General features: G+C 63.6%; 20 protein-coding genes. 6 read left to right on the forward strand and 14 right to left on the reverse strand.

The annotated features are described in order from the left end of the window. From V5F68_RS25505 to V5F68_RS25515, 3 genes are read right to left on the reverse strand one after another with little or no spacing between them, the layout of a single operon-like run. Entirely contained in the window at positions 1 to 2,370 is a 2,370-nt protein-coding gene (locus tag V5F68_RS25505; RefSeq protein ID WP_298314259.1) for a phosphoketolase family protein, read from the reverse strand. After that, complete coding sequence (locus V5F68_RS25510; RefSeq protein WP_298314261.1) at positions 2,367 to 3,413, reverse strand: ribose-phosphate pyrophosphokinase; 1,047 nt, start codon at positions 3,411 to 3,413, stop codon at positions 2,367 to 2,369. Before V5F68_RS25510 ends, V5F68_RS25505 begins: the two co-directional genes overlap by 4 nt. Before the next feature lie 12 nt (positions 3,414 to 3,425). Further along, positions 3,426 to 5,525, reverse strand: coding sequence for a heavy metal translocating P-type ATPase (locus V5F68_RS25515; protein WP_298314263.1), 2,100 nt, complete (start codon positions 5,523 to 5,525; stop codon positions 3,426 to 3,428). 625 nt (positions 5,526 to 6,150) lie between these two features. On the opposite strand from V5F68_RS25515, the gene V5F68_RS25520 reads away from it, so the two are divergent. Continuing rightward, positions 6,151 to 7,791 carry a Na+/H+ antiporter gene (locus tag V5F68_RS25520; protein WP_298314265.1) on the forward strand — a complete coding sequence of 547 codons (1,641 nt, stop codon included), beginning with the start codon at positions 6,151 to 6,153 and terminating at the stop codon, positions 7,789 to 7,791. 141 nt (positions 7,792 to 7,932) lie between these two features. On the opposite strand, the gene V5F68_RS25525 is transcribed toward V5F68_RS25520, so the two are convergent. Next, positions 7,933 to 8,178 carry a hypothetical protein gene (locus tag V5F68_RS25525; protein ID WP_298314267.1) on the reverse strand — a complete coding sequence of 82 codons (246 nt, stop codon included), beginning with the start codon at positions 8,176 to 8,178 and terminating at the stop codon, positions 7,933 to 7,935. Between the two features lie 1,112 nt (positions 8,179 to 9,290). Here V5F68_RS25525 and V5F68_RS25530 point away from each other — a divergent pair. Further along, a complete protein-coding gene (locus tag V5F68_RS25530; protein ID WP_298314269.1) occupies positions 9,291 to 9,968 on the forward strand; it encodes a Crp/Fnr family transcriptional regulator in 678 nt (225 codons plus the stop codon). 68 nt (positions 9,969 to 10,036) lie between these two features. Here the strand turns inward: V5F68_RS25530 and V5F68_RS25535 are convergent, their stop codons facing one another. The 10 genes from V5F68_RS25535 to V5F68_RS25580 form a co-directional block, all read right to left on the reverse strand. After that, positions 10,037 to 10,285: a hypothetical protein gene (locus V5F68_RS25535; RefSeq protein ID WP_394015557.1), complete on the reverse strand. Its 249-nt coding sequence runs from the start codon at positions 10,283 to 10,285 to the stop codon at positions 10,037 to 10,039. A 107-nt stretch (positions 10,286 to 10,392) separates the two neighbouring features. Further along, a complete protein-coding gene (locus V5F68_RS25540; protein WP_394015556.1) occupies positions 10,393 to 10,890 on the reverse strand; it encodes a hypothetical protein in 498 nt (165 codons plus the stop codon). Between the two features lie 85 nt (positions 10,891 to 10,975). Beyond that, positions 10,976 to 11,539, reverse strand: a complete 564-nt coding sequence (locus tag V5F68_RS25545) for a cytochrome b (protein WP_394015555.1) — start codon at positions 11,537 to 11,539, stop codon at positions 10,976 to 10,978. Between the two features lie 10 nt (positions 11,540 to 11,549). Continuing rightward, positions 11,550 to 12,023: a DUF411 domain-containing protein gene (locus V5F68_RS25550; protein WP_394015554.1), complete on the reverse strand. Its 474-nt coding sequence runs from the start codon at positions 12,021 to 12,023 to the stop codon at positions 11,550 to 11,552. Between the two features lie 56 nt (positions 12,024 to 12,079). Further along, positions 12,080 to 12,364: a copper-binding protein gene (locus tag V5F68_RS25555; RefSeq protein WP_213375418.1), complete on the reverse strand. Its 285-nt coding sequence runs from the start codon at positions 12,362 to 12,364 to the stop codon at positions 12,080 to 12,082. Positions 12,365 to 12,389: 25 nt separating this feature from the next. Beyond that, entirely contained in the window at positions 12,390 to 12,887 is a 498-nt protein-coding gene (locus V5F68_RS25560; RefSeq protein ID WP_394015553.1) for a cupredoxin domain-containing protein, read from the reverse strand. After that, the gene (locus V5F68_RS25565) at positions 12,874 to 14,271 is read right to left on the reverse strand and encodes a multicopper oxidase family protein (RefSeq protein ID WP_394015552.1); all 1,398 of its coding nucleotides are present in this window, start codon (positions 14,269 to 14,271) and stop codon (positions 12,874 to 12,876) included. The genes V5F68_RS25560 and V5F68_RS25565 overlap by 14 nt, the downstream gene beginning before the upstream one ends. Before the next feature lie 19 nt (positions 14,272 to 14,290). Further along, positions 14,291 to 15,757 (reverse strand): TolC family protein, encoded by a 1,467-nt coding sequence (locus V5F68_RS25570; protein ID WP_213375421.1) that lies wholly within the window; start codon positions 15,755 to 15,757, stop codon positions 14,291 to 14,293. Beyond that, positions 15,757 to 15,975, reverse strand: a complete 219-nt coding sequence (locus tag V5F68_RS25575) for a hypothetical protein (RefSeq protein WP_213375423.1) — start codon at positions 15,973 to 15,975, stop codon at positions 15,757 to 15,759. Before V5F68_RS25575 ends, V5F68_RS25570 begins: the two co-directional genes overlap by 1 nt. A gap of 178 nt (positions 15,976 to 16,153) precedes the next feature. Next, positions 16,154 to 16,624, reverse strand: coding sequence for a hypothetical protein (locus V5F68_RS25580; RefSeq protein ID WP_394015551.1), 471 nt, complete (start codon positions 16,622 to 16,624; stop codon positions 16,154 to 16,156). A 226-nt stretch (positions 16,625 to 16,850) separates the two neighbouring features. On the opposite strand from V5F68_RS25580, the gene V5F68_RS25585 reads away from it, so the two are divergent. The 4 genes from V5F68_RS25585 to V5F68_RS25600 all read left to right on the forward strand — a co-directional run bounded on the left by V5F68_RS25585 (position 16,851) and on the right by V5F68_RS25600 (position 22,370). Beyond that, positions 16,851 to 17,246, forward strand: a complete 396-nt coding sequence (locus V5F68_RS25585) for a hypothetical protein (RefSeq protein ID WP_298317534.1) — start codon at positions 16,851 to 16,853, stop codon at positions 17,244 to 17,246. 140 nt (positions 17,247 to 17,386) lie between these two features. Continuing rightward, entirely contained in the window at positions 17,387 to 17,791 is a 405-nt protein-coding gene (locus V5F68_RS25590) for a FixH family protein (protein ID WP_298317531.1), read from the forward strand. Next, a complete protein-coding gene (locus V5F68_RS25595) occupies positions 17,788 to 19,200 on the forward strand; it encodes an efflux RND transporter periplasmic adaptor subunit (protein WP_298317529.1) in 1,413 nt (470 codons plus the stop codon). Before V5F68_RS25590 ends, V5F68_RS25595 begins: the two co-directional genes overlap by 4 nt. Further along, the gene (locus V5F68_RS25600; protein ID WP_394015550.1) at positions 19,197 to 22,370 is read left to right on the forward strand and encodes an efflux RND transporter permease subunit; all 3,174 of its coding nucleotides are present in this window, start codon (positions 19,197 to 19,199) and stop codon (positions 22,368 to 22,370) included. Before V5F68_RS25595 ends, V5F68_RS25600 begins: the two co-directional genes overlap by 4 nt. The last annotated feature ends 135 nt before the right edge of the window (positions 22,371 to 22,505 follow it).

Here is a 22,505-nt window from a genome sequence, read left to right on the forward strand (position 1 = left end):
TCAGATCGCGGGTTGGAAAAGATCGGCGGGGTTACCCCTACTGTCGACGGCGGCGCGTTCGGCGGGCGTGAGCAAATCGTCGCGTGACCAACCGGCAAGCGGGGTCGCCGCATCGATCAGGTGAGCCCAGGAGCAGCGATTGGCGAACAGCATGCCGTCGACATCGAGCGTGCCGCCCCGGCTGATATAGCCGCGCGCGGCGGTTCTCAGCGGTCCCCCGTCCAGCCGCCTCAACAGACCAAGCATCGGCTCGGGCCGCGTATGAGTGACGATGACGCGGGGAAGCTGCGGGGGAAATAGTGCGGCGAGATCCTCGTCGCTCGCGGTGAAGGCGGCCTCGATCGGGTCGCGCGGCGCACGGAAGCGACCCGGTTCCGCCAATGCCGTCACGACGGCTTTGAGGCCACGGGCCGAGAGGCGTCGTGACGCCTTGAGCGCCTCCTCGAGCTGATAGGCCCCGATCGCCACCAGTTGCAGGTCGGCTTCGCCGGGATTGCCATCGATATGGGCCGCGCCCTCGGACACGAACCGGCCAGCCGCCTCGCCGTCGAGCCGGTGCGGCATGTCGCGCTTCGATACGATCAGGCAGGCTACCTGGCCGCGTCCGTCATAGACCGATCGCAGCGCGGCCATTGCGCTGTTCGCGTCGACTGGAAAGAGCACCCGGGCTGTGTCCGACATCTCGCCGAGCAGTGCCTCGCCAATCGTCGGGTCCTGGTGCGATTGCTCATTCTTGGAGTTCTCCCAGGTGTGGGAGGTGACGACGAGGGGCACCGAGATCCAGCCGGACTCCTGACCGACCTCGCGACGACGCCGGGCGAAGACGATCTCCTGACGGAGGCCGCCCAGCATCTTCATGGCGAAGGCCTCATAGCTGACGATCAGGTTGAGCCCGCCTTTGTTGGCGAGCGCCGCACCTGCAACTGCTTCCTCGTTGAGCGCGGTGATGACGGCGCCATCAACGGCTTCGGCTACCCCGGGCTCGGCGACGTTGACGCGATGCCGCAGACGATCGAGCGCGGCGCCCATATGGTTGGAGCGCAACTCGTCGGGATTGCCGAGCCGCGGCCGTAAATCCGGATTGGCATCGACGGCGCGCACGAACCAGCGGTCTAGCGCATGCATGGCGCAGTCCGGAGCATCGCCCACGCGGATCCATTCGGGTTCGGGGAGCTGGGGTGACGGCGGGCTTCGCAGTGCGAGGGGATGGCGGCTTTCGAGCGGCCGGTTCTGCGGGTCGTGGATGGCAAGCGCGCCGACCGCGCGGTCAATCTCTTGCAGCGGAACGAAGAGCGCTGCTGCAGCTTCGTTGAAGGCGTTTCGTGCCGCGTCATCGCGCGACGGGTTGCCGTCGATCGGAAGGTTGTGCGCCGCATTGGTGCCGGCGCCCGGAAAGCCGAACCCCTTGATCGTCTTGGCGATCACATAGGGGATGGGCGCGGGATAGACGTGATCGGCATCGGCGGCGAAACGTCCGAGCCGCTCCTCGGCCGTGAGGATCGCCCAGGCGAACGCGGCCGGGTCGCGGCCGTCGATCGCGAAGGGATCGAAGCCGTTATGGCGAAGATGGGCCGCGAGCCAGTCGGCCCCGCCCTGCTGGTCAATCTGAGCGCGCTCCTCGATGCGGCGTCCGTTGAGGATCATGATGGGGATCGCGAGGCCGGAATCCTCGGCGCGCCACCAGCGGGGTGTCCAGTCGGAGCCGCGCTGCTCCTCGAAGGCACCGTCACTCAGGAAGGCGATGAGACTCTCTCCGGGAAGCGGCATGTGCACATATTGCACCTCCGCGAAACCAAGATAGCCTCCCTCCGAGATCGCCCCGGCGGTGTTGGGACCAGCATGGCTGCCCAGCGGGACCGCGGCGCGACCCTCCGCATCGATCGCATAGGAATAGAAGTCGGCCGCGAGCTGAGAGAGCCCCTTCTCGGTCCGGTCGTAGCGGCCTTTCTGCGTCGGCGAGACGTCGCCAGTCAGCGCATTGACGGCCTCGATCGCTGCGACGCAATGGCCTTGCCCCATCAGCCATGAGCGGGTCTTGGCGGTGATCGTGTTGGCGGTGAGATAGCCGACAAAAGCAGGAACCATGTTGAGCGAGCCACCGGTATGGCCTTCAGGCGTCGGCTTGAACGCATCGGCCGGCAGCGGCGCGCCGGAGAGATTGACCCGGCTGGCATAGGTCATGTGGACGACGGTCCACATCGCCGCGCAGGCCAGACGGTCGGCAGCGGCGAGCAGCCGGTAGAGCCTGTCGGGCGCCATGTGTCCCGAGGCTGCGAGTGCTGCAACACGCTCGACCGTCTCGGCGCTGTGCTCGATGGGCCCGTAGCCCTTATGCCAGATCGCGAATGCGTCCGATGTCATTTCACTCATGTTGCGCTATCACCTTTTCCTTGTCGTGGGACCGGCGTCCGCGTTCGACTGACGCCGCTTGTCCATGGCGGAGGATCGCTGGCCGGAAAGGAGTCGATGCCGGCGCGTTCGACTTCATCGAGCGGTTCGGCCGGCCGCCTGTGGCGGACAATATCCCGCGGGACATTCCGGGCGGCCGAGATGGCGGCGGCTATCAGGGGTGCGAGACGGATGGCGTTGCTCGCATGCAGGACAGAATCGCTCGAAACGATTCTGTCGGCGACGGCCAATAAGCGCTGGTAGGAATCCTCGGCGAAGAGGCCATGGATGACGGCGCAGACGGGCCGCGCGAACCCCTGGAGCGGAAGCTTGCATGCGGCTTCAAAGAGCGTGTCGCCGGACGACGCGATGTCGTCGACGAGGACCGGCCGGAGGCCGCTCCATTGCGAGAGGTCGGGGAGCTCGACGTCGACGCTGCGGTCGCCGTGCCTGGTTTTGCTTAGAACGGCATGGGGTGCGCCGATGCGCGCGGCAATGGCCGAGACCCACTGCTCGCTTTCCTCGTCCGGCCCGATGATGAGAGGCTTCTGCACCTCAGCCGCGATCCAGTCGGCGAGAAGCGGCGCGGCATGAAGCGTCTCTGTCGGGATCGTGTAGAGTGCGGAAAGAGCGGCATAGCGATGAAGGTGCGGGTCGACGGTCACCAACCGGTCGAAGGTCGAGGACACGAGGCGGGCAAAGGTCTTCGAGGTCACCGCTTCGCCGGGCAGAAAGCGACGGTCTTGCCGCATATAGGCGAGATAGGGCGCAACGAGCGTGACCTCGCGCGCACCGAGCGACCGGGCCGCATCGGCCGCGAAAACGAGACGCAGGAACCCGTCATCCGGCGGCGCCAGGGTGCAGACGAGATCGACGGGACGGTTCGCAATATTGGAGAGAATCCGAACGTAGGTCTCGCCGTCGGGAAAGCGGCGCGTCTCGATCGCACCCAGTTCCCATCCCCCGGACTCGGCAAGATGTCGGGCGAAGATTTCGTTTCCGGGCAAGGGAAGGATCAGGCGCATGGATCATGTTCCTCATTTCTTCCGGTAGAACCGCAGAAACTGCGCGTTGATGGCGACGATGACGGTGCTGGCCGACATGAAAACGGCGGCGACGGCTGGGGTCATCAGGAAACCCGTTCCGAAGGTGATGCCGGCCGCCATCGGGATGGCAATTGCGTTGTATCCGGTCGCCCAGATCAGGTTCTGTACCATCTTGCGGTAGGTGGCGCGTGACAGGCCGAGGATCGCGGCCACATCGCGCGGATCGCTTCTGACCAGGACGACGTCGGCCGATTCCACGGCAACGTCAGTGCCAGCGCCGATGGCGATCCCGAGATCGGCCACGACCAGCGCCGGCGCGTCATTCACGCCGTCGCCAACCATGGCAACCTGCAGTCCGCGCGCCTGCAATTCCTTGATCTTCTCGGACTTCTGATCCGGCAGCACCTCGGCGAAATATTCAGCTATGCCCAGTTCGTCCGACACCGCTTGCGCGACCCCCTTGGCATCGCCAGTGAGCATCACGGAGTTGATCCCGAGCGCCTTCAGTTCGGCGATGGCCTCCTTCGATTCCTGCCGGACGATATCGGCCAGCGCGAACAGCGCGCGCGGCTCGCCGTCGCGGACGAGCACGACCACTGTCTTGCCCTGGGCCTCCAATTGCTTGAGCCGCTCGTGGCCGATCGCCTTGCCCTGCCTTGCGAGGTGGCCGGGGCTGACGATACGGATGTCGGCGCCGTCAACCTTTGCGACGATGCCCTCTCCGGTGATGTTGCTGACCTCGCTTGCCTTCGGGACGGTCAAGTTGCGATCCCTGGCCTCGGCGACGATGCCGTGGGCGATCGGATGCTCGGACTGGCTCTCGGCCGCTGCCGCCAAGGCGAGTTCTTCGTTCTCGTCACCGCCGGCGAGCAGCACGATGTCGCTCACGCCAAACCGGCCCTCGGTCAGCGTTCCGGTCTTGTCAAAGACCACCGCATTTAGATTGCGCGCGCGTTCAAAGGCCGCGCGGTCACGGATCAGAAGTCCGTTTCCGGCGCTGAGCGAGGTGCTGACGGCGACGACGAGCGGAACGGCAAGCCCGAGCGCATGCGGGCAGGCGACGACCATCACCGTCACCATGCGCTCGAGCGCGAATTCAAGCGACGCGCCGAGAACGAGCCACCAGACGAAGAGCGTCCCGAAGCCTACGGTAAGGGCGATGTAAGTGAGCCACGAGGCAGCACGGTTGGCGATGTCCTGCGTCCTGGAGCGCGTCGCCTGCGCCTTCTTCACGAGATCGATGACCTGTGCGAGATAGGTGGCATCGCCCGTGGCGGTCACCTCGATGGTCACGGCGTTGGCGCCGTTGATCGCGCCGCCGATGGCGGTGGCACCGACGGTCTTGGAAACCGGGCGGGATTCGCCGGTCAGCATCGCCTCGTTGAAGCCGGACGACCCCTCGATGATCTTCCCGTCGACGGGCACCTTGGCGCCCGGGCGGACGAGAACCCGATCGCCCGGCTGCAATGCGGAGATGGGGACCTCTTGCATCGAGCCGTCGGCGCCGATCTTCGTAGCGCTGTCAGGCAGCAGCCGGACCAGTTCCTCGAGCGCGCGCGATGCACCCATCACGGAGCGCATCTCGACCCAGTGGCCGAGAAGCATGATCGCGACCAAAGTCACGAGCTCCCAATAGAATGGCTCTCCCGGAAAGCCAAAGGTGGTGGCGGCCGAGAAGAAGTAGGCGGCCGAGATCGCCAGCGCGATCAGAGTCATCATTCCGGGCTGCCCCTTGCGCAGCTCGGACAGGAAGCCGGTGAGAAACGGCCAACCCCCATAAACATAGACGATCGTTGAAAGAGCGAAGAGAACCAGTCCATCTCCCGCAAAGGCCAGCGTCTCGGCAACGCCAAGCCAGTGCTGGATCATCGGCGACAGAAGCAGGACCGGCGGCGTGAGAAGGAGTGTGACCCAGAACCTTCGGCGGAAGTCGGCGACCATCGCACCATGATCGTGCCCGGCATGCTCGGAATGACTGGAACCGGCCGCTGCCACGATCTTGGGATCGGTGTGACGATCGTCTTGGCGCCTGCCGCCAGCGTGATCGGCATGACCATTGTGATCGTGGGCATGTGGCCGGTCAGAGGTCATTCTACGAGATCCTGCTGTTTGCTACGGCCTTTGGGAGACCATGGTGCTTATGGAATGCTCGACGAGGTTCGGCCCGCGCGCCAGCGACGTGAGCGCCATTTCGTGCCGAGCCTGCTTGGTCGCCGGTTCCCCACGGCACGTCTTTGATCGAGGTTAAGTTCGCCGATGGGCCAAAAGGTCATAGGTGAAGCTCAATCTCGGTGCCGTACTCCGACGGTCGAGCGGTAGCGGCCTGCCGTGTCGGATCGTGCGAGGCTCGGGCGGCAGACGATTGTCGAGACGGTAACCCCGACCCACGGACGGAGAGTCGCCGAGCTACCCGGCGTGCGCCAGCTTGAGCATGCCGGACCTCAGAACCGCTTGCATTTGCCGCCGTTCCAAAACTCCAGTGCCGGAAAAAATGTCGCCGACACGCTACCATCATTTGTGCGACAAACCTGCGCTTCATCCTCCCCTGGCTGAGTTCGCTCGACCGGAATCCGCACTACGGCCGCCATGAACCTTCACCATAGGGCTCCTGCATACGCGGCCGATCGACGTGGGAGGCGAGATGGGTCCGGTCCCGAGCGCGGGATGAAGCCGGCTATCGACAGGCCGCGCCCATGCAACCGGGACTGGAGCAGACGTGGAGACGATCTCAGTTGCCTTGATCCTTCTGCTAGCCGTTGTGATCAGCGGTGCGCTCGCGCGCATGTCGCCGATCGCCCTACCGCTTCCCCTTTTTCAGATCGCGCTCGGCGTGGTCATCGCGTCGGTGGCCAATCTCGGCGTCGAACTGGAACCGGAGATTTTCTTCCTGCTGTTCCTGCCGCCGCTCCTGTTCCTGGACGGCTGGCGCATCCCCAAGGAGGGTGTGTTCCGGGACAAGGGCACGATCCTGGAGCTTGCCTTCGGCCTGGTCGTGTTCACCGTGGTCGGCGTCGGCTTCCTGGTGAACTGGATGATCCCGGCCATGCCGCTGGCGGTTGCTTTCGCGCTGGCGGCCATCGTCTCGCCCACCGATCCGATCGCGGTGTCGGCCATTGCTGCCAGAGTGCCCATTCCCAAGCGGCTGATGCACATCCTCGAAGGCGAGTCGCTGCTCAACGATGCGTCGGGCCTGGTCTGCATGCGCTTCGCGGTTGCCGCGACCCTGACCGGTACATTCTCCCTCGCCGAGGCCGCCGGCACATTCCTCTGGGTTGCGATCGGCGGCATCGCGATCGGCACGGGAGTGACCTGGTCGGCGACCAAGGCGAAGAACTGGATCTCGCGCAAATTCGGGGAAGAAACCGGCTCGCAGATCCTGATCAGTCTGCTGATCCCCTTCGCCGCCTATCTTCTGGCCGAGCGTCTTCATTGTTCGGGGATTCTCGCCGCGGTCGCGGCCGGCATCACCATGAGTTATGTGGAGCAGACCGGACAAGCGCTCGCCGTCACCCGTGTCCGTCGCAGCGCCGTCTGGGACACGGTCCAGTTCACCGCCAACGGAATCATTTTCGTTCTGCTGGGCGAGCAGCTCCCTCAGATCCTGGCCGGGGCGGCGCAGGTCGTGCACGAGACCGGGCATCACGAGCCGGCCTGGCTCCTCGTCTACGTCGTCTCCATCAACCTGGCGCTTGCGGCATTGCGGCTTCTTTGGGTTTGGACCTCGCTGCGTTTCACCTTGTTCCGGGCTGCGCGCCGGGGTGAAGCCCTTGTCACGCCGAGTTGGCGTCTGATCGCCGCCATGTCGCTTGCAGGCGTGCGCGGAACGATCACGCTCGCCGGCGTTCTGACCTTGCCGCTGGTGATGGCCGACGGGACAGCGTTTCCGGCGCGTGACCTCGCCATCTTCCTGGCCGCCGGCGTGATCATCCTGTCGCTCGTCGCCGCCAGCATCGGCCTACCGCATCTTCTCAAGGGGCTGGAACTGCCGCCGGAGCCTTCGCATCAGGAAGACGAAGACCGCGCCCGGATCGCCGCGTCGGAGGCGGCGATCCGGGCCGTCGAGCGGGTCCAGCATGATATGGGCGAGGGACGCAGCGACGCCGATCTTTACGTGGATGCCGGAGCGCGGATCATGGAGCTTTACCGCCAGCGCATCGATGGCCGTTCCAAGACTGGCGAGGAGCGCGAACTCGCCCGGAAGATCGACGAGATCGAACGCAGGCTGCGCCTGGCGGGCTTGCGTGCCGAACGCGACGAGATCTATCGCATTGTTCGCAGCCGGCGCCTCACAGACGAGGCGGCGCGCAAGCTGGTCAGGGAAGTCGATCTGCTGGAAGCAAGATTCAGAGTGACGTGAGGATCCTTTGATAAGCGCACGAAGGTGCCGCAACACGACCGCGGCGTCGCTCCAGGACGACACTCATAGGTTTTGCGGGAGTGCTGAGCCGCGCCAACAAAGGGCGCGGCTCGATTTCCGAGTGGTGCGATGCGGGGCCTGCTAGAGCCTCGGCTTGGAGGGGATCGTGGCCTCACCCGTCATCGTCGGCATTTGCGGATCGCCGGGCGGCATGGATGACATATACGCGGGCGCCTGTCCGCTCGGGAAATCCTCCTTCTGGACGTCGAGAAACTCGTGACGTTCACGCTCCTTTTGGGAAAGCGTAGACGGATAATAGTCAGCGAAAGCAGGTGCTGCAGACAGTAGCGCCACCATGCCACCGAACAGGATCTTCCTCAGGGCCATATCAACTTCCTTTTTTCAAAGCACTGTCGCGATGCCCGGAAACTGCGGGAAGAGACGCAGATGCGATGTGAAGGATTTCACATTCGGCTTCACAAAATGGTGTAAGTGAAAATATAATTGATGGTTAAATCTTCGTATATTGTAGAATATGTTCGCGGAACATGCAAGCATACGAGATCATCAGTAAATATACTCGCGCCCTATGCACATACGTATACTTACTTCCCGAGAAATGCGTTTGTCACTCTGCGGGACGCGCCGGCAGATTCTATCGATCTGGGTTCATCTTCGGGAGGAGGGGGGCACCCGCGTCGTCTCGCGCGATGCGGTCCATCCGCGTTGATAGTTCCGACCTGTTTGGTCCAGGGATTCCGACGCGGAAGGAGAAACCTGGACAAGTAGCGGCGGTTCGGCCGCTTCGAGTCGTTGCCACGTTCACGCTCGATTGGTCTGCCAGACAAGAGACACACGGTCGCCTCGATTAGCGGCTTCTATGCCTTTCGTCGAATCGATCGGCTTTTTCTGCCTTGGGCGGCCTTGATGATGTCGTTACCAGTGCGTCGATACCTTGCTTTGTTGCTTACCGCCGTCCTTGTAATGTCTGCGGGGATGTTTCATGGCGCCTTTGATAGTGGCGTTGGAGCCGGCGTTTTCGCGAGCCCCACACAGGAACTGTCCCGCGAATACGCGCTGTCGTGCCCAGATGAGAATGGAGCGTGCGGCTCCGCGATGAATCCTGGGCTGATGCCTTCGGATTGTTCCGCCACGAGCTGTGCTGTGCTGTGGCCTAGCAGGGATCTGATCTCCGCAGTGCGGAACGTGCGTCGGCTGACGTTCCGTCTCGGGCACAGCTCTGTTCACGGTTCCCAGCTTAGCCCGCTGGATCGGCCGCCTCGGCTGACCTGATAGCCGGCACTGAGGGCCGTTGGCGTGGCGGATGCATCCGCAGCGTCGATTCGTCTTTCGGTGCGACGGACGCGGTCCGTGCGACAAGCACTGGCCGCTCCAAATCTCCTCCTGTCGAACTCTCTGGGCGAACGCGTCCGCGCCTCCTGGCATTCGCTTGCATGGAGCGAAACGCTGTCGACGCGCGCGCCTGCAAGGCCAGTGTCATGAATGTCTTTTCTCTTGCAGCCCCCACTTGTTCGGAATCACCGGGTCACACCACCCTCCTCGACTTTCTGGACGACGCCCGCCTTCAGCTCGGTGCGCACAGGCGGACCATTCCGAAGGCACAACGCTTCGAGATCTCGGCCAATACCGCGTCAGTGATATACGTCGTCGCGGATGGACGCTTGCGGGTTTCGATACCAACGCTGCAGGGTATCGACGTCTTTGTGACTGACGTTGAGCGCGGTGAACTGATCGGAGAATCAGCCGCTTTTGCGGATAATATTGTGCCCCTTGTTGTCGAGGCATCCGAGACCTCGAACACGTTCGTCATCGATCGGGCGAGCTTTTTTCGGGCAATTGTGGAGCACGGGGCTTTTTCAACGGCGGTTATGCGCGTCATGTGCCGGCGGCTGTGCCGTGTGAACCGGCGCCTCGCCGATACCGTCACGCTGCCGATGCACAGCCGCTTGAAGATTGAGTTGGTGCGGTTGGCGAAATCGGGAGCGGACGGCACCTTGATGATAGACTGCCTGCCAACGCATGAGGAACTGGCTTTGCGTATTTCCTCTCAGCGCGAGGCAGTCACAAAAGAACTCACCAAGCTCATGCGGTCTGGCTTCATTGTCCGAAGTGGCCGTGGCCTCGTAATTAGAGGCGATCAGCTTTCCGGCGATTGATCGGGAGCAGTTAAGCCGCGCCCTGGAAATGGGTGCGGCTTAACATCGTTCTAAGGGAGATCGGCCTTTCACATATTGGACTTGCCTTCGGCCGGTGAACTGAGCAACCTCTTCAGCGGCGCCGGCACGACGTTTCGCTGGGCCGGTGCGGTCAGCTGTGGCGCAGGACCCCTCGGATAAGCCCCACGCTGGACATCCCGGAACTCGTGGCGCGCGCGTTCCCTTCCTGCCAACGTCGGCGAATAGGAATCCGCCATGACAGGTGTTGTGGCAACGATTGCGAAAGCGCCAAAGGCGAAGAGTTTGTAGATTCTCACGATGATCTCCTTTGAGGCACTCACCCAGAAAGCTAAACGTTAGTGAGGAGTCGCGGCCGCCGATGTGAGAAATTTCACGTCTGGCGTTTCGGCTACATTCATTTGGCTCACTTGAAGGAAGGATGTTTGTTAGGGAGCTGCAGGTCCTCCTTTGCCCTCGCAATTTCCGCATCAAACGCATCATGATGATCGTCGTGACTACTGACGATTTCTTTTACCGAAGGCGCTGCTGATCTTTCACACCAGTTAGCAAGTCGCGCGCTTTCTTCGCTTTGCGTCGGTCCGTAGCGCTCTCTGATAGCGAGCAACACACCGATGCGCGCTGCATTCGCCGAACGGACCACAACTTCCAACGCCTCAGCTTGAGGCAAGCCAGAGATCACGTCACTTCGAACGTGCAGCATGAGCTGTTGCGCATCGCCGACACTGCCTCTTGTCCTTTCAATGATCGATGGATCATATTGAGCGCAATACACCACAAAATTGTGAGCAATATCCGCTTTCGCAAGAATTCGCACGAGACTGTCATCATCGGCGGCGAACGCTGGTGTCAAACAAGCGGAAAGTAGAATTGCGCCTGTTCCGATTTTCCACTCGCGTGTCATTGTCGACTCCATGGGGGCTGGCCTGTGTATTGAGCGGTCCTGATTTAGAAGACGCCAGTCAGGACCGCGTCTGACCCATTCGTGGTCATTTCGCGGTTCGAACCCCGGTGATCATTCGACGAAGAACCTCGTCGCGTCGGATGAGATGGTGCCAGAGTGCCGCGGCGGCGTGAACGACCGCGACGGCGAGCAGCGACCATGTGAGAACCCGATGGATTGGGGCAAAGGCAGCGCTGTTCACATACATGGCGCCGGTGCCGGTAATGGGCAGCGCGAAGAGCAGGCCGTACAGTAGCGCGTGACTAACCGCTGTCCCCCAACGCGTGATCTGCGAGGAGGCCGCTGGCAGCGGCGGGACACCATGAAGATATCTGAGGCCGATACGGACTACTGCGAAGGCCAGAATAAGCCAGCCGCCCCAGGCGTGGACGCGGTGCAGGAAGAGGTCGAATGGAGCCGGCTGCATGAAGGCATGCGTCATGTGGGTGCGGGCAATGGCCCATGACGTGGGAATCTGGGTCAGGCACAGCAGGACCACGCCCCAATGCAAGAGCCGCTGGACCACGGAATAGCCTGCTGCAGGGCGTGCGACCAGGAGCGTTCTGGTTAGCCGGCTTGCCTTCCGAATGCTCACCGATCGTTCGTCCATGGTTGTGCTCTCAGCTCGGAATCGGGCTGGCGCCACGGAAGCGCATGAACAGGTTTGGCGTTTCGGAACCGAAAGCCATCACGTCGTAGGTCTCCGGTTCCATCCCCGCGACGTCCATGCCTGGCGATCCCACCGGCATGCCGGCAACGGCGATGCCGCGTACGGACGGACGCGCAGCCAGGAGCCGGATCAAAGCCGTGGCTGGAACATGGCCTTCGAGAAGGTAGTTTTCGACCTCGGCCGTGTGGCAGGACCAGAGCGCCGAGGGAATCCCAAAGCGAACTTTGATTGCGTTAATCCTTGGCTCCTCGACGATCTTCGTGGAAAAGCCGGCCTTCGCAATGTGCTCGGCCCAGGCGCCGCAGCAATTGCAGGACGGGTCCTTGTAGACCGTGACCAAAGGTTGGCTGGCGGCACTGGCAGCCGCTGGCGCGAGCAGCGTCGCGCCTGCGAGCAGGAGCACGCGTCTGCGGTCCATGTTCATCGGGTGGTCCTCCAGTGGACGGGGAGCGCCGCAGCGCTCCCCGGGATAGCGAGATGTTAGTTCGCCTTGGCGATCTTGGTGACCGTCAGACGGCCGCTCACCCGATCCGCCTCGAACTTCACCTTGTCGCCGACCTTGACCGCTTTCAGCATGGCCGGGTCGGCGACGGCGAACACCATCGTCATGCCGTCCATGTCGAGGTTCTTGATCGGCCCATGCTTGAGCGTGACCTTGCCCTGGGCCTGGTCGATCTTGGTGATCTGTCCATCGACCGGAGCCGCCTGCGCCAAGGCAGCGGTCGAAAACGCGGAGATCGCCGCTGCCATTATAAGCTTACGCATAATTATGCTCCTTTGTTGAGTGCAACTACTTGACGATGATGGTGCCGGTCATGCCGGATTCCCGGTGACCGGGGATGAGGCAGGAGAAGTCGAACTCCCCGGCCTTGGTGAACTTCCAGACAATTTCGCCGGTCTTCTTCGGTGCTAGGCGCTTGGCGTTGGGATCGTCATGCTCCATGTCCGGGTTCTTCATCATCTCGGCCATGTGCTTGAGGTTTTCGTCGAGCGTGCCGACGACGATCTCGTGATCGAGCTCACCATTGTTACGGATGGCGAACTTGACCTGCTCTCCCTTGCGGATGTCGATCTTGTTCGGGATGAACACCATCTTCCCGTCCGATTCACGCATGGTGATCTGGATGGTGCGCGCCGCTTTCTTGGGATCTCCAGGCTCGCCATACGCGCGGTCATCCCCATGGGAATGGCCAGCGTCGGCCAGCGCTGCGGTCGACAGGGTAAGGGCCGCAAGCGCGGCGATCAGGAATCGTGGTTGCACGTAGGAATCCTTCTCAATGATTGCCATGGGGGGATTTTTTGCCGGGTTTCACGACGTTGAACTCGGCGGTCCTCGACTTGTCGAACGCGGCAGGAGGCTCGCGTTCGGCTCTTTTCGGTTCGCCCTTCCACTCAAAGGCGACCGTACCTTCCGGGTGCTTGAACCATCCCGGATCTTTGTAATCGCCGGATGCGAGCCCCTCGCGCACCTTGACGACCGAGAACATGCCGCCCATCTCGACCGCCCCGAACTGGGCGAAGCCCGTCATCATCGGCAGGGTGTTGTCGGGCAGCGGCATCTCCATCTCGCCCATGTCCGCCATGCCGGCCGTGCCCATCGGCATGTAGTCGGGGACGAGCTTGCGGACCTTCTTGGCGAACTCCTTCTTGTCGACGCCGATGAAGTTGCGCACGTCGTGGCCCATGGCGTTCATGGTGTGATGCGACTTGTGGCAGTGGATCGCCCAATCGCCGGGCTTGTCGGCGACGAAATCGAAGGCCCGCATCTGCCCGACCGCGCAGTCGATGGTGACCTCGGGCCAAGCAGCGCCCTCGGGAACCCAGCCGCCATCAGTGCACGACACCTTGAAGTCGTAGCCGTGCATGTGGATGGGGTGGTTCGTCATGGTGAGATTGCCGAACCGGATGCGGACCTTATCGCCCTTGCCGGCAACGATGTGGTCGATGCCGGGGAAGACCCGGCTGTTCCAGGTCCACATATTGAAGTTGGTCATCTCGGCGACCTTCGGCACATAGGTGCCGGGATCGATGTCGTAGGCCGCCATCAGGAACACGAAGTCCCGGTCAACGCGGCGAAATGCGGGATCCTTCGGATGCACCACGAAGAAGCCCATCATGCCCATGGCCATCTGGACCATCTCGTCGGCATGAGGGTGGTACATGAAGGTCCCGCTCTTCTGGAGCTGAAACTCGTAGACGAAGGTCTTGCCCGGCTTGATATGCGGTTGGGTCAGCCCACCGACCCCATCCATGCCGCTCGGCAGTAACTGGCCATGCCAGTGGATGGTGGTGTGTTCCGGCAGCTTGTTGGTGACGAAGATGCGGACCTTGTCGCCCTCGACCGCCTCGATCGTCGGTCCGGGCGACTGGCCGTTATAGCCCCACAGATGGCCGACCATGCCCGGCGAGAACTCGCGCACGACCGGTTCGGCGACGAGATGGAATTCCTTCCAGTCGCCGTTCATCCGCCAGGGCAGGGTCCAGCCATTGAGCGTGACGACGGGCTGGTAGTCCGGACCGCTCGTCGGAACGAGCGGTGGCTGCATGACCGCCTCTTTCATGGTGGCGGCTTCGGGGATCGCGGCCGCCTGGGCGCGGCCTGAGACGGCGCTTGCGCTGATCAGTGCCATGCCACCGGAGGCGCCGAGGAAATTTCGACGTGAGATCGTCATGATGGTCTCCTTTCTCGGGTCAGTTCACGCCGCCTTCGGCGGCCGCTGCCATGACGGAGCCTTCGCCAGCCGAGCCGGCTGAACTGCCTCCGCCGATGATCGCGGTCTCGAAGTCCACGGTGGCGATGAAGAAGTCGCGCTTGGCGGAGATCGCCGCGACGTTGGTGGCGATGCTTTCCCGCGCCGTCGTCAGAAGCTCGAAGACGTCGATCAGCATGCCGTTGTATTCGAGCAGGGCCTGCTCGTTGATCGTCCGGCGTAGCGGCAGAATGCTGTTCTGATACTGGCGGGCGATGTCGTAGCTGCCGCGATAGGTGAGATAGGCCGCGCGCGCTTCCGAGCGCACGTTCACGGCTTTTTCCATCAGGCGGTTGACCGCCTGCATGTAAGTCTCCCGCGATCGGCGCACGTTGACTTCGCCGCCGTCGAAGATCGGGATCTGGATTTCGAGCTCGAAGCCGCGCGGCGACGAGCTCTCCCGTACGCCGTCCACGGTCGATCGCTCGTAGTTGCCGCGCCAGCCACCATCGAGCATGGAGATGAACCGCGTCGCCTCGGTCAGCCCGAGGGTCTTGGCCATGGCATCGAGCTCGAGGCGCGCCGCGATGAGATCGACGCGCTTTCGAATGGCATCGACTTCGACCTGCTGTGCGGTCTGGATGCGGGGCATGCCCGGGAGCTGACCCGGCAATCTGTAGTCGACGTCGGGCCCCCACAGGCCCAGGATGCGGGTCAGGGCCTCGCGGTCCGTCCCGACCTTCAATCGAGCCTGGGCAAGCTCGTTGGACACCTCTGCGTAGAAGGAACTCGCTCGCGCCTGGTCGAGCTTCTTCGCGGCGCCTGTCTCTCCGAGCTTGCGCGTGAGGTCGGCGGCTGCATCAGCCGAGACCCGTGCCTGCTCGAGGAAGGACGCGGTCTGCCGCGACGCCACAGCGCGGTAGTAGGCGCGGCGGGTCTCCGCCGCAGTGCGGAAGGTTGCCTCGATTGCCTTCTGCCGGGCGGCTTCGAACTGCGTCCTGGCGATGTCGCTGCGGGCCGGAAGTGTCAAGAGCGCCAGGATGTTGGCGACCACGCGACGTTCGATATCCAGCGAAGCACCGGTGGAAAGCCGCTCGACCCCGATGACCGGATTTGGCGGCAGGCTGGCCTCGACGAAGGCGGCCTCGGAAATGCCGAGCGCATTGTACTCGGCCTGAAGACCGCGATTGTTGATGAGCGCAAGCTGGACAGCGCCGTCTGCGGTCAGGGGTTTGGCCAGGAGCGCCTTGACGCGGCTCTGGACCGCGGACGCCTCGGCGGAGGACGCGATCTTCACGGTGTCCTTGCCGATCGCGGCCGAGACCTCCGCCGACACCGGGCTCATGCCGCCGTCCGGCGTGAAGGTTACGCAGCCACCCAGTGTCGTGGCGACGGCGCCGATCGCGACAAGCCGCTTCCAAGGCGGCGCAGGAAGAGGCTTCGCCTGGCTATCGATTGTGAGCGCCATCATTCGCCCCCCGTCTTGGGAGCGACGCGCTCATTGCGCTCGATCCAGGGTTTCGGATCGACCGGACGGTAATCAACCGTTCCCGCGGTGACGGGCGCGTAGCGCAAGGGCTTCACGCTCGAACTCGCATCGGATGGGCTCGGCCCCACCTCGATCGCGGGCGGTCCGGAACATGCGGACAGAACGACGGCGAAGGCCGTCATCAAGACAGGTTTCATGGAGATCCTCGGAATCGGCCCAGTCGGCCTGAGCGGCATGGCCGCGCGGCATCGAACAGCGATCTTCAGCGGCTGCGGAGACGCAGCGGCGAAGGCCGTCGGCAGAAACCCGAAGACGGAAACGGAGACGGATCTTGTCCGTCAGCGATCAGAGGTCGTGAAGGGAGTCGGCCGACGATCAGACGTCGGCGAATCTCGGCGGGCGCTCGAGGCGCGTCGCGGACGATCCCTTTACACCCGCCTCAAGCGACGGATGATCGATGGTCCGCACAAAAGCGATGATCGCCATAGCGCATCCGCTGGCGGGAATTGCAGTGTGGCAGGCCATGGCACAGCAGGAGTTGGATTCATCGCCGTGCTGATGCTTGGCAGCGCAGGCCGAGCCGTCTGCTTCCAGACAAGCGGAATTCTGGGCCAAGTCGCTGTCGCCGTGCTCATGCGATCCGCTGGAATGGCTGGCTTCGATCGGCGCGTGGTGCCCTTTCCCGCCGCTCGATACCATCAAGCTGCTCGCAATGCCCCAACCCGTGCTTGTCACCGAAAAGGCGAGCACGGTCAGAAGAATCACGAATGAGCGAAGCGAGTGCATCATATCGCATCGCAAAATACGGGTGACGCCGTGACATGGCAAGGACCATTTTGGCGTCATGTGAAAAAGCTCCGACGCTGGTGCTCGGCAGTCACACGAAAATTCCTTGCAAGGCTTCCGCTGTTGAACGCCAAGCCGTGAGTACGACGTGTTAGACGGCTCAGGATGACGAAACAATTATCCACGCGACTTTGACCTGACGATGGCCGTCATTGCTGCGGTATCTGCCGAGAACGTGAACGCAATGCTCTTTCGCCGCTCAAGCCATTGTGAGATTTAGGATGCGATGATCCGGTCCCGGCTCTTTCGACTTCTCTCGATCCTGGCGATCGTGGGTATGGTCGCTGCTCCCGTCGTTGCACCTGCGGGTGCCGGCATGATGGCGGCTGTGTCGATGGTCGAGCCGTCGGATATGGCGATGTCGGACATGGACATGTCGGATGCGGCGATGTCCGACGACATGCCGTGCTGCCCCTCCCAACAGCAGCAACAGACACCCGATTGCGGCAAGGCGACCTGCCCGTCGATGGCGCTCTGCTTTGCCAAGTGCTTCTCAAGCGGACCACTGGCAGCCGTCGTGCGGTCGTTGCCGATGCACGCGGGCAAACTGTTCGGCCTGAAGGCCGACACCCGGCTCGCCAGCCTGGCGCCTCCGCCGCTGATGCGACCTCCGCGAATCTAGGTCTCAGCGCCGGCTTTTTGGGGCCGGCGGATCGTCGGGCAGCCTGGGTGCTGCCGGCGGTCTTGCGCGCAGCCATGTGCTGCCGCGCGCCACTCCGCCTTTCCGGTGGATCTGACATTCTGAGACTCCAGGAACGACACATGACCACGTTCAATTCCGCGCGCGCCCTTGGCGCGGCGCTTCTCGGCCTGTCATTGGCCATGCCTCTGACGTCCGCCTTCGCTGCCGCGAGCGACTACGAATTCCAGCTCGTCCAGACGGATATCAAGAAGGGCGACGCCCTCATTGCGGTCCGCCTGATCAACAAGAAGATCGGCAAGCCCGTGCCGGACGCCGTCATCTTTGCCACTCGGCTCGATATGGCCCCCGAGGGCATGCAGGAGATGGCGACCAAGGTGACGCCGATGCCCGGCGCGGAGCCGGGGACCTACCAGTTCAAGGCCAATCTCAGCATGGCCGGCGGATGGCAGCTTTCGCTCGGCGCCAAGGTGCAGGGCGAGGCCGATACGGTCGAGAGCAAGCTGGTTCTCAAGGCCATCCCATGAGACCCCGGATCGCTTCGGTGGTCCTCACCCTCGCCGCCCTGACGGCGGCGGGGGCCGGGGGATACTACGCCGGCCGCCATGAGCTCCGATTGCCGGAACTCGGGGCGTTTCCGCTTCCATCCGCCCGAGCCGCGCAGGTGGTGTCGGGACCAGTGATCTATTATCGCGACCCCGATGGCAGACCGTTCTACGCCGCCGAGCCCCGCAAGACGGCGGATGGGCGTGCCTTTCGGCCGGTCCATGCCAGCGAGGATGTCAGCTTCGAGGATGCGCTGGAAGACGTGTCCGCAGTCTCGGGAGCGGCAGGAACCAAGCGCGTCCTCTATTACCGCAACCCGATGGGCCTGCCCGACACCTCGCCGGTGCCGAAGAAAGATTCCATGGGGATGGACTACATCCCGGTCTATGCGGGCGAGGACGATGACGGGAGCACCGTCAGGGTCAGTCCAGGTCGTCTGCAACGCACCGGTGTGCGCTCCGAGCCCGCGCAGCAGCGCGTCCTTTCGGTCCCCATCCGCGGCTCCGGAACGATCCAGCTCGATGAACGGCGGATCGTCGTCGTCGCTGTGCGCTCCGACGCCTTCGTGGAGAACGTGTCCGAAGTGACGACGGGCGACCGGGTGAAAAAAGGCCAGGCCCTCCTGCGCCTCTATTCGCCGGAGGTCACCGCCGCCGGTGCGCTCTATCTGACCGATCTCAACGGCGCCGGGCGCGACGCCCTCGCCGGCGGCGCGCGCCTGCGCCTTGAGAACCTCGGTGTTCCGGCGGACGCGATCGCCGAGATAGAACGCCAGCGCAAGGTTCCCCGCTTGGTCACCTGGACTGCTCCGCGCGACGGTGTCGTGCTTGAGCGCAATGCCGTCGAGGGCATGAAGGCCGCTCCCGGAGACGTCCTGTTCCGGCTTGCGGATGTATCCATCGTCTGGGCGCTGGTCGATGTCGCCGAGCGCGATCTGCCGATGATCGCGCTCGGGCAGCCCGTCTCGGTGCGCGCTCGCGGCTTCGTCGACCGGGTGTTCGCGGGCAAGGTCGCGATGATCTATCCGCAGGTCAACAAGGAGACGCGCACCACCCGCGTGCGCGTCGAACTCGCCAATCCCGACGGGATCCTGCGCCCCGACATGTATGTCGATGCCGACATCGCCACCGGCGCCGCAGCCTCGGTCGTCACCGTGCCAGCGAGCGCCGTGATCGACAGCGGCATGCGCCAAGTCGTGATCATCGACAAGGGCGAGGGCCGCTTCGAGCCTCGCCCGGTCAAGCTCGGCCGCCGGGACGCGGACTACGTCGAGATCCGGGACGGCGTCACGGCGGGCGACAAGGTCGTCGTCGCGGCGAACTTCCTCATCGATGCCGAAAGCAACCTCAAGGCGGCACTGAGTGGCCTCAACGGCGGGGTTCCCAAATGATCGGTCGCCTCATCGCCTGGTCGGCGCGCAATGTGATGCTTGTCCTGATCGGTACGGTCTTCGCCGTCTCGGCCGGCGTCTACGCCATTCGGACCTCGCCGCTCGACGCCATTCCCGACCTCTCCGACGTGCAGGTCATCGTCTATACCGAATATCCTGGCCAGGGGCCGCAGGTCGTCGAGGACCAGGTCACCTATCCGCTGACGACGGCGATGCTGACGGTCCCGAAGTCGAAAGTCGTGCGCGGCTTCTCCTTCTTCGGCGTCTCCTTCGTCTATGTGATCTTCCAGGACGGCACCGATCCCTATTGGGCGCGCAGTCGTGTCCTGGAATTCTTGAATGCCGCGGCGCAACGCCTGCCGCAGGGCGTGACGCCCAGCCTCGGCCCGGATGCGACGGGCGTCGGCTGGGTCTACCAATATGCCGTCATCGCCAAGGAGCGCACGCTGGCCGAACTGCGCTCGCTTCAGGACTGGACCATCCGCTACGGGGTCGCCAAGGCGGAAGGCGTCGCCGAGGTCGCCAGCGTCGGCGGCTTCGTCAAGCAGTACAATATCGTGGTCGACCCGCAGCGCCTGCGCGCCTTCGGCATCCCGCTCCAGAAGATCCGCGAGGCCGTCCGGGCGAGCAATATGGACACCGGCGGCAGATCCGTCGAATTGTCCGAGTTCGAGTTCATGGTCCGCGGCCGCGGCTACCTCAGGGGCGTCGGCGATCTCGAGCAGATCGTCCTCAAGAATGACGGCGGCACGCCTGTCCTCCTGCGCGACGTCGCTTATGTCGAGCTCGGCCCCGACGAGCGGCGCGGCATCACCGAGCTCAACGGCGAAGGCGAGGTCGCGAGCGGCATCGTCCTGCAGCGCTTCGGGGCGAACGCGCTCGACGTCATCGACAACGTCAAGACGCGCCTTGCGGAGATCATGCCGAGCCTGCCCAAGGGCACGGAGATCGTCCCGGTCTATGACCGCTCGCAACTCATCGACGCGGCCATCGAAACACTGAAGGGAACGCTCATTGAGGAGAGCGTCATCGTCGCGCTGGTGTCGATCGTGTTCCTCCTGCATGTCCGAAGCGCGCTGGTTGCCATTCTGATGTTGCCGGTCGGCGTGCTGATGGCCTTCGTGGCGATGAAACTGCTCGGCCTCGGTTCCAACATCATGAGCCTTGGCGGCATCGCCATCGCCGTCGGCGCCATGATCGACGCCGCCATCGTGATGATCGAAAACGCTCACAAGCATCTTGAGCGGGCGCCGCCCGACAAGCCCCGCGTCGAGGTTCTGATAGAAGCGGCCAGGGAAGTCGGCCCGGCGCTGTTTTTCAGCCTTTTGATCATCACCGTCTCGTTCCTGCCGATCTTCACGCTGGAATCGCAGGAGGGCCGCCTGTTCGGGCCGCTCGCCTTCACCAAGACCTTCTCGATGGCGGCGGCCGCGCTGCTCTCGTTGACGCTGGTGCCGGCGCTGATGGTGATCTTCGTCCGGGGGCGGATCGTCCCGGAGCACAAGAATCCGATCAACCGCTTCCTGATCTTTATCTACCGGCCGGTCATTCGCGGCGTGCTCAAGGCCAAGATGCTGACGATCCTCGTCGCGCTCGCGGCACTCGGCGCCTCCTGGTGGCCCGCCACGCAGCTCGGCTCCGAGTTCATGCCGAATCTGAACGAGGGCACGCTAATGTACATGCCCACGACATTGCCGGGCATCTCGGTCACCAAGGCCGCGGAGCTTCTCCAGACCCAGGACCGCATCATCAAGTCCTTCCCCGAGGTCGAAACGGTCTACGGCAAGGCGGGACGCGCACTGACGGCGACCGATCCGGCGCCGACCGAGATGTTCGAGACCATCATCAACCTGAAGCCGAAGGATCAATGGCGGCCGGGCGTCACCATCGACAGCCTGAAGGCCGAGATGGACGCCGCGCTCCAGTTCCCCGGTGTCTCCAATGCCTGGACCATGCCGATCCGGGCCCGTATCGACATGCTCTCGACAGGGATCCGCACGCCCGTCGGCATCAAGGTATTCGGCACGGACCTGACGCAGATGGAGACCGCGGCGCGGCAGATCGAGACCGTGGTCAAGAAGGTTCCCGGCACGTCGAGCGCTTATGCCGAGCGGGTGATCGGCGGCTATTATCTCGATATCATCCCGGATCGGAGTTCACTCGCGCGCTACGGGCTCATGATCGGCGACGTGCAGGATGTGATCGCAACGGCGCTCGGCGGCGATGCGGTCACTACAGCGGTAGAGGGGCGCGAGCGCTACAGCGTCAACATCCGCTATCCGCGCGACTTCCGCAGCGACCCGTCCTCGATCGCCGGCAATGTGCTGGTGCCGTTGCCGAACGGCGGGACCGTGCCGCTCGGCGAGGTCGCCAAGGTGCAGCTCACCCGCGGGGCGACCTCGATCCGCACGGAGAACGGCCAGCTCGCCATCTACATCTATGTCGACATCGCCGGCCGCGATCTCGGCGGATATGTCGCCGAAGCGCAGCGCGCCGTCGCGACGCAGATCGCGTTCCCGGCCGGGACCTATGTCTCGTGGAGCGGTCAGTTCGAATATCTGGAGCGCGCGGAGGCCCGGCTGAAGATCGTCGTCCCGGTCACGCTGCTGATCATCTTCCTGCTGCTCTATCTGAACTTCCGCCGGATTACCGAGACGCTGATCGTGATGCTGTCGCTGCCGTTCGCGCTGGTCGGCGGCCTCTGGCTGATGTGGTGGCTCGGCTTCAACATGTCGGTTGCGGTCGCTGTCGGCTTCATCGCGCTCGCCGGCGTGGCCGCGGAAACGGGTGTGATCATGCTGATCTACCTCGACCACGCTTGGAGCGAACAGCGTGCGGTCGCTGAGGCGGCGCGCCGAAGTCTGACGCGGGCCGATCTCCAGCATGCCATCATGGAAGGGGCCGTCGAGCGCGTGCGGCCCAAGATGATGACCGTGGTCGCCATCATGGCCGGACTGATCCCGATCCTTTGGAGCACGGGAGCGGGTTCGGAAATCATGCAGCGGATCGCCGTCCCGATGATTGGCGGCATGGTCTCCTCGACCCTGCTGACACTGATCGTGATCCCGGCCATCTATGGCCTGGTCAAGGGGTGGGGGCTGTCGTCGACTGCTGCGGCGTCCGACTCCGCGAGCTCGAAGTCCGTCGCCGGCCGGCTCGCCGCCGAATGAGACGTGAGCCAAGGCCGGATCGGCTGTCCCGGCCCAAGGGCCTCGCAAAGGGACAAGTTCTCGTGACGAGAGAACGCCTCAGAGAGGCCATTGATGTGGGTCAAGGTGGAATTGTGCGGAGGGTGCCTTCTTGAG

The organism is Roseixanthobacter pseudopolyaromaticivorans (genome assembly GCF_043195145.2).
Lineage (GTDB): Bacteria > Pseudomonadota > Alphaproteobacteria > Rhizobiales > Xanthobacteraceae > NCEH01.

Coding starts and splice junctions, on each gene's coding strand:
- V5F68_RS25540 (WP_394015556.1), bottom strand. CDS start 10,890: ATGACACGCGAGTGGAAAATCGGAACAGGCGCAATTCTACTTTCCGCT.
- V5F68_RS25545 (WP_394015555.1), bottom strand. CDS start 11,539: ATGGACGAACGATCGGTGAGCATTCGGAAGGCAAGCCGGCTAACCAGA.
- V5F68_RS25575 (WP_213375423.1), bottom strand. CDS start 15,975: ATGAAACCTGTCTTGATGACGGCCTTCGCCGTCGTTCTGTCCGCATGT.
- V5F68_RS25505 (WP_298314259.1), bottom strand. CDS start 2,370: ATGAGTGAAATGACATCGGACGCATTCGCGATCTGGCATAAGGGCTAC.
- V5F68_RS25600 (WP_394015550.1), top strand. CDS start 19,197: ATGATCGGTCGCCTCATCGCCTGGTCGGCGCGCAATGTGATGCTTGTC.
- V5F68_RS25585 (WP_298317534.1), top strand. CDS start 16,851: ATGATCCGGTCCCGGCTCTTTCGACTTCTCTCGATCCTGGCGATCGTG.
- V5F68_RS25550 (WP_394015554.1), bottom strand. CDS start 12,023: ATGAACATGGACCGCAGACGCGTGCTCCTGCTCGCAGGCGCGACGCTG.
- V5F68_RS25510 (WP_298314261.1), bottom strand. CDS start 3,413: ATGCGCCTGATCCTTCCCTTGCCCGGAAACGAAATCTTCGCCCGACAT.
- V5F68_RS25595 (WP_298317529.1), top strand. CDS start 17,788: ATGAGACCCCGGATCGCTTCGGTGGTCCTCACCCTCGCCGCCCTGACG.
- V5F68_RS25555 (WP_213375418.1), bottom strand. CDS start 12,364: ATGCGTAAGCTTATAATGGCAGCGGCGATCTCCGCGTTTTCGACCGCT.
- V5F68_RS25525 (WP_298314267.1), bottom strand. CDS start 8,178: ATGGCCCTGAGGAAGATCCTGTTCGGTGGCATGGTGGCGCTACTGTCT.
- V5F68_RS25580 (WP_394015551.1), bottom strand. CDS start 16,624: ATGACGCCAAAATGGTCCTTGCCATGTCACGGCGTCACCCGTATTTTG.
- V5F68_RS25515 (WP_298314263.1), bottom strand. CDS start 5,525: ATGACCTCTGACCGGCCACATGCCCACGATCACAATGGTCATGCCGAT.
- V5F68_RS25565 (WP_394015552.1), bottom strand. CDS start 14,271: ATGACGATCTCACGTCGAAATTTCCTCGGCGCCTCCGGTGGCATGGCA.
- V5F68_RS25590 (WP_298317531.1), top strand. CDS start 17,387: ATGACCACGTTCAATTCCGCGCGCGCCCTTGGCGCGGCGCTTCTCGGC.
- V5F68_RS25560 (WP_394015553.1), bottom strand. CDS start 12,887: ATGGCAATCATTGAGAAGGATTCCTACGTGCAACCACGATTCCTGATC.
- V5F68_RS25530 (WP_298314269.1), top strand. CDS start 9,291: ATGAATGTCTTTTCTCTTGCAGCCCCCACTTGTTCGGAATCACCGGGT.
- V5F68_RS25570 (WP_213375421.1), bottom strand. CDS start 15,757: ATGGCGCTCACAATCGATAGCCAGGCGAAGCCTCTTCCTGCGCCGCCT.